Annotated in this window: 5 protein-coding genes; 4 read left to right on the top strand and 1 reads right to left on the bottom strand. The window is 56.0% G+C overall.

Annotated features, from left to right (window positions below):
* On the top strand, positions 1-1,046 hold a 1,046-nt coding region (locus RTY00_RS18620; RefSeq protein WP_312665427.1), incomplete at its 5' end, for an MFS transporter.
* Here the strand turns inward: RTY00_RS18620 and RTY00_RS18625 are convergent.
* Positions 985-4,065: a beta-galactosidase gene (locus RTY00_RS18625; RefSeq protein WP_312665428.1), complete on the bottom strand. Its 3,081-nt coding sequence runs from the start codon at positions 4,063-4,065 to the stop codon at positions 985-987. The genes RTY00_RS18620 and RTY00_RS18625 overlap by 62 nt on opposite strands.
* Positions 4,066-4,318: 253 nt before the next feature.
* On the opposite strand from RTY00_RS18625, the gene RTY00_RS18630 reads away from it, so the two are divergent.
* From RTY00_RS18630 to RTY00_RS18640, 3 genes are all read left to right on the top strand, one after another.
* Positions 4,319-4,462, top strand: coding sequence for a hypothetical protein (locus tag RTY00_RS18630; protein WP_196761357.1), 144 nt, complete (start codon positions 4,319-4,321; stop codon positions 4,460-4,462).
* Between the two features lie 312 nt (positions 4,463-4,774).
* Positions 4,775-5,029, top strand: coding sequence for an anti-adapter protein IraP (gene iraP / locus RTY00_RS18635; RefSeq protein ID WP_008106035.1), 255 nt, complete (start codon positions 4,775-4,777; stop codon positions 5,027-5,029).
* A gap of 102 nt (positions 5,030-5,131) precedes the next feature.
* Positions 5,132-5,434, top strand: coding sequence for a PsiF family protein (locus RTY00_RS18640; RefSeq protein ID WP_008106038.1), 303 nt, complete (start codon positions 5,132-5,134; stop codon positions 5,432-5,434).
* Positions 5,435-5,576: the final 142 nt, after the last annotated feature.

Consider the following 5,576-nt stretch of genomic DNA (forward strand, 5'->3'; position numbering starts at 1 on the left):
CGTTCGGCATGGGCGCGGTGATTCTGCTGCAGGCGTTTGTCACTCAGGCGTGGCAGCTGTTGCTGTTGCGTGCGCTGATGGGGCTTACCTCCGGCTATATTCCCAATGCGATGGCGCTGGTGGCGGCGCAGGTACCGCGTGAACGCAGCGGCTGGGCGCTGAGCTGTGTTTCCACCGGGCAGATCAGCGGCGTGATCCTCGGGCCGATGATTGGCGGTTTGCTGGCGGACTGGCTCGGTTTGCGCATGGTATTTATCGTCACGGCCGTATTGCTGATGGTGAGTTTTCTCGTCACCTTGTTCCTGATAAAAGAGACCGGTTATACGCCGGTCAGCAAGCAGGACAAGTTGAGCGGGCGCGAAGTGTTTCGCAGCCTCGATAATCCGCGCTTAATGATCTGCCTGTTCTTCACCACCATGGTGATTCAGATGTGCAACGGCTCGGTGAATCCGATCCTGACGCTGTTTGTGCGCGAGCTGGCACCGAATGCGCAGAACATCGCGTTTCTCAGCGGGGTGATTGCCGCGCTGCCGGGCGTATCGGCGCTGATCTCCGCGCCACGGCTGGGTAAACTCGGCGATCGGATTGGTACGCAGCGCATTCTGATCGCCACTATGATTGTGTCGTTGCTGCTGCTGGTGGCAATGTCGTTTGTCACCAGCGCGACGCAGTTGGGCGTGCTGCGTTTCCTGCTGGGATTTGCCGATGGCGCGATGATGCCGGCGGTGCAAACACTGCTGGTGCGGCATTCACGCGATAACGTCACCGGGCGTATTTTCGGCTACAACCAATCGTTTATGTATCTGGGGAATGTGGCGGGACCGCTGCTGGGCGCGGCGGTATCGGCGGCAACCGGCTATCGCTGGGTGTTCTTCGCCACGGCGATGGTGGTGATGGTTAACGTGATCTTCCTGCGCCGCTTCTATCGTCGGCCGAAAACCACGCTGACTCCACCTTTGAGCCAGCGTGAAACCGCAGAAAAACCTACTGACGCAACGTCAGCGCGTAGTGCCAGCGCTGCTGAGAAAGCAAAAACTCCGGGCTAACGCTTGGACTCCATGAATCGTCACCGCCGACGCCCATGTGGAAGCCGTCGAGGTGCAGCCAGCAGCCATTCTCTGGCTGCAATAAGTGGCGATGCGAGGTTTCACGCAGCTGTTCAAGGCTGTAGCGACTGAGCGAGAAGGCGAAGTCGCCGCTGACCTGCAAGCTATTGGTGTGTAACTGACGCGTGCCGCAGCGCAAGCCATTTTCACCGGGGAACACATACGCGGTATTGAGCGCCGCCAGCGGCAGCTGCCAGCGTGAGAACTGCGCCGCCAGCTGGCGATCCGGATAGTTCTCGTGCGGACCCAAACCGAGCCAACTCACCTGCTGCGGTGACTTGACCTGTTGGCAGCGCAGCCCGATGCGTGCTGGTGGCGGCAGACCGGCGGCCTGTTCCACCTTGACGCTGATAGACAACTCACCGTTTGCATTGATTTGATAGCGTTTGTGGCTGGTGAAAGCCAGTTGGCCGTTGGCGTGCCATTGATGCCAGGTTTCAATCAGCACGCTGTGTTTCAGGCTGTCGACCTGCATATCCACCAACACCGCATCTAACTCATCGTAGCCCGCACGCTTCCAGCGCTCGACCCACGCATTAGGATCAACATTGGCGGCCTCGCTGGTGCCGATATCATTATCAATCGGCGCACGAATAAAGCACTCCTGCAGCGGCGTGAGCAGCGTTTCTTCATCATCGACAAACCATTGCACCAGCTCGCCGCTGCGGCGCGAGAAGTGCCAGCGCTGCTGCGGCAGCACCACCGCCACCAGATCGTGATTGGCGATCAGTTCTGGCGCGGTAACACCGGTCTCTACAACGCGTACTGGTAGCGCAGCGGGCAGCGGCCACTGATCCCACGCAACGCGCGCATCCGCTTCGGACCACGGCGTGGCGTTGACCTGATGCACAGCGAGATTCAGCCACGCGTTGCCCTGCAAATCTTCACTGGCCGGCAGCGTAAACGTCTGGCTGCCTTGTGCGGCGAGATCGAGCGGCAATTCACCGCTGACGATGGCAACGCCATCCTGCTCAATCGACCAGCGCAGCACTTCGTTATCGCTGCGGCGGAACAGATATTCGCTGCTAACGGTAAAGCGATATGGCTGGTTAGCGTCACGCTGGAACTGGAAGAACTGCTGCGCGCGCTGGGCTTCAAACAGCGCCGGATGCGGTGAGCGGTCGGCAAAAACCAGCCCGTTCATGCAGAACTGGCGATCGTTTGGCTTATCGCCAAAATCCCCGCCGTAGGCTTGCCAGGCTTCGCCGTTGGCGTCATAGCGCGTCAGGCTTTGATCAACCCAATCCCAGACGAAGCCGCCCTGCAAGCGTGGGAACTGGCGGAAGGCCTGCCAGTATATAGCGAAACCGCCAAAGCTGTTGCCCATTGCGTGCGCGTATTCGCACAGGATCAGTGGACGCGTTTCGCCCGGCAGACCAATCCACTTTTTCAGCGACCACTTGGGTACCGCTGGGAAAGGCTGATCCTGATCGACGCGCGCGTACATCGGGCAGACGATATCGGTGGCAGCCGTGTTGGCGCCGCCGCCTTCGTACTGCACCGGACGCGTTGGATCACTGCTTTTCACCCATTGGTAGAGCGCATCATGCGTGCTGCCGTGACCGGATTCGTTGCCCAATGACCAGATAATGATGCAGGCATGATTGCGATCGCGCTGCACCATGCGCGTGACGCGCTCGCTGTAGGCGGCGAACCAGCGCGGGTCGCTGGAAAGACGGTTCATCGGCTGCATGCCGTGCGTTTCGATATTGGCTTCATCCACCACATACAAACCGTATTGATCGCACAGGCGATACCACAGCGGATGATTGGGATAGTGCGCGCAGCGAACGGCGTTGAAGTTGTGGCGCTTCATCAGCTCGATGTCGCGGCGCATACTGGCTTCATCCACCACCTGGCCGTTTTCCGGGTGATGTTCATGGCGGTTCACACCGCGAATCAGCAGCGGCTTGCCGTTCAGGCACAGTTGCCCCTGTTCAATGCTGACGCGGCGGAAACCAACGTCATAAGCTTCGGCTTCGAGCACCTTGCCATTTTCATCCAGCAGCGTCACCACCGCGCGATAGAGATGTGGCGTTTCGGCGCTCCACAGCAGCGGCTGGTTGACCGGCAAGATCAGCAGGGCGCGTTCAGGATAATGTCCGCGCTCGTCGATGATGTCGCTGCCGGGCACCTGTTCCTGCTCGCCAAGGCAGCTGTCGCCGCGCCACAAGCTGACGCGCAGACGGCATTGCGCGGGCTGACGATCGCCAGCGTGGATTTTGACGCTAACGCGCAGATCGCCGCGCAGGTATTCCGGGCTTAGCGCGGTTTCTATCTGCACATCGGCCAGTTGCGTCTCGGGTTTATGCAGCAAGCTGACATCACGGAAGATGCCGCTCATGCGCCACATATCCTGATCTTCCAGATAGCTGCCATCGCTCCAGCGCAACACCATCACGGCTAAACGGTTCTGGCCGGGCTGCAACGCGTTGCTGAGATCAAATTCGGCGGGCAGGCGGCTGTCTTGCGAATAACCGATCCACTGGCCGTTACACCACAGGAAGAAGGCCGAATTCACGCCATCAAAGATAATGCGCGTCTGGCCCTGTTGCAGCCAGTTAGCATCGACTTTAAATGTGAGCGAATAACATCCAGTGGGATTTTCTTGCGGCACCAAAGGCGGCGTAACCGGAATCGGGTACTGCACGTTGGTATAAATCGGCGCGTCAAAACCGTGCAGCTGCCAGTTAGCGGGCACCGGCAGCGCATCGGCGCCAGGCAAATCCTGCAGCAGCCAGCTTTGCGGCACCGCTTCAGGCTGCGTGAAGTAGCTGAAGGTCCATTGGCCGTTCAATAACTGGCGTGAAGGCGAAGGGCGATCGTCGCGCGCGCTGGTTTCATCGCGCCAGCTGGCAAACGGTGGATGCGCATCTAACCGATTAAGGCTGGTGATCACCGGGTTTTCCCAGTCACGACGCGCCAGAATTTCACTCAGGGAAACAGCAGATAAGCTCATGATGAGATCTCATTTATTGTAATGCGCTCACATTGCGCGAAATTGCACCGGCTGTAAAGTGTTCGACAGCAATTATGCGCAGCGCCATGGCATCAATCGATGCCGCCTGTGTGATGTTTTTGCCGCTTTAGTGCCAGCGAATTGTTAAGCGTGGTGAGCAGAGATGAATAGCGCCGTGTTGCGGAGAATTCTGTATTGTCGCGCCTGATGCGGCCTCATACACTCAGCCCGATTTCACCATTCCGAGGTAATTATGGTCCGTATTATTAAAATCGCCGCAGTTGTGGCACTGGTCACCGCGCTGAGCGGTTGTATTTTCCCTCCTCCGGGCGGCGGCGGTTGGGGCGGCGGTCATGGTGGCGGCGGTCCGGGACGCGGCTTCGAAGGCCCACGTTAATACCCGTCATACTTCAAGCTGCAGGTGCGTTGGCTGCGTGCATTCACCTTCAGTCACTTACTGAAGTAAGCTCCTGAGGATGATTGCACTTGCCGCCTTCCTGCAACTCGAATTATTTAGGGTATAGGTGAGCGAAACGTTTCAATAAATCTTTAATCGTCTGGTGAAACGTTTCGCTATTACATATTGAAATCTAGCCGGTTTTTTTATTCTGCCGTTTGGCTGTTTTTTTCTGAAAACCCTTAAAAATCCTTGTTGTTTTATTCAGCGCAATGCTAACGTCTGTTTTTCTTCTCTCATTGAGCTTGTCGCATGAAAAACCTGATTGCGGAACTCCTTCTAAAGCTGGCTGAAAAAGAAGAAGAGTCTAAAGAATTAGTGGTTCAGGTTGAGGCGTTAGAAATCGTGTTAACCGCGATGCTGCGCAAACTGAATCCCGAACAATTCCACGACATTGAGGCCGCTATTAAATTAGCCATGCCGCCCGTCGCCCCCGCTGCTGAAACGCCCGATACCACCATGCTGCGTAATTACGTAGAGAAGTTGCTGCACCATCCCCGCGTTTAACGGCTATCGCCTGTTTTTTCAGGCGAATGTCATTATCGATTTCTCGTATTTGCTTATTCCGTGCCATGCTTAGGTGGCAATAATGCTATGGAGAATCCGGTAATGAAATCGTGTCTTTTGGCAATAATGACAGCAGGCTTGCTGATCGCAGGCGGTGCGAGTGCGGCAGAGAAAACCGCACAGCAGGAAAAAATGACCATGTGTAACCAGAGCGCCGGTACACAAAATCTGAAAGGCGATGCGCGTAAAAGCTTTATGAGTGACTGTCTGAAAAAAGACAGCAAAATGGGCAATATGACGCCGCAACAAATGAAGATGAAAACCTGTAATGCTGATGCGGGCGATAAAAAGCTCACCGGCGATGCGCGTAAAACGTTTATGAGTTCGTGCCTGAAGAAAAGCTGATTTAATTAACGGTAGCCCCGTCTTATTAAATCAAACCTGCGTGAAAAGTAATAAGGGTTCATGTTTAGCGTGAACCCTTTTTTTATTGCTGTAAGCTGCAGCGCAGTAATATTCAATTTTACTTATCACGTCAGAGGAAAAA

It is taken from the genome of Pantoea sp. CTOTU49201 (assembly GCF_032054795.1).
Lineage (GTDB): Bacteria > Pseudomonadota > Gammaproteobacteria > Enterobacterales > Enterobacteriaceae > Pantoea > Pantoea symbiotica.

Bases quoted from the DNA above. Each gene is read 5' to 3' on its own strand.
- RTY00_RS18630 (WP_196761357.1), top strand. From the start codon at position 4,319: ATGGTCCGTATTATTAAAATCGCCGCAGTTGTGGCACTGGTCACCGCG.
- RTY00_RS18625 (WP_312665428.1), bottom strand. From the start codon at position 4,065: ATGAGCTTATCTGCTGTTTCCCTGAGTGAAATTCTGGCGCGTCGTGAC.
- iraP (WP_008106035.1), top strand. From the start codon at position 4,775: ATGAAAAACCTGATTGCGGAACTCCTTCTAAAGCTGGCTGAAAAAGAA.
- RTY00_RS18640 (WP_008106038.1), top strand. From the start codon at position 5,132: ATGAAATCGTGTCTTTTGGCAATAATGACAGCAGGCTTGCTGATCGCA.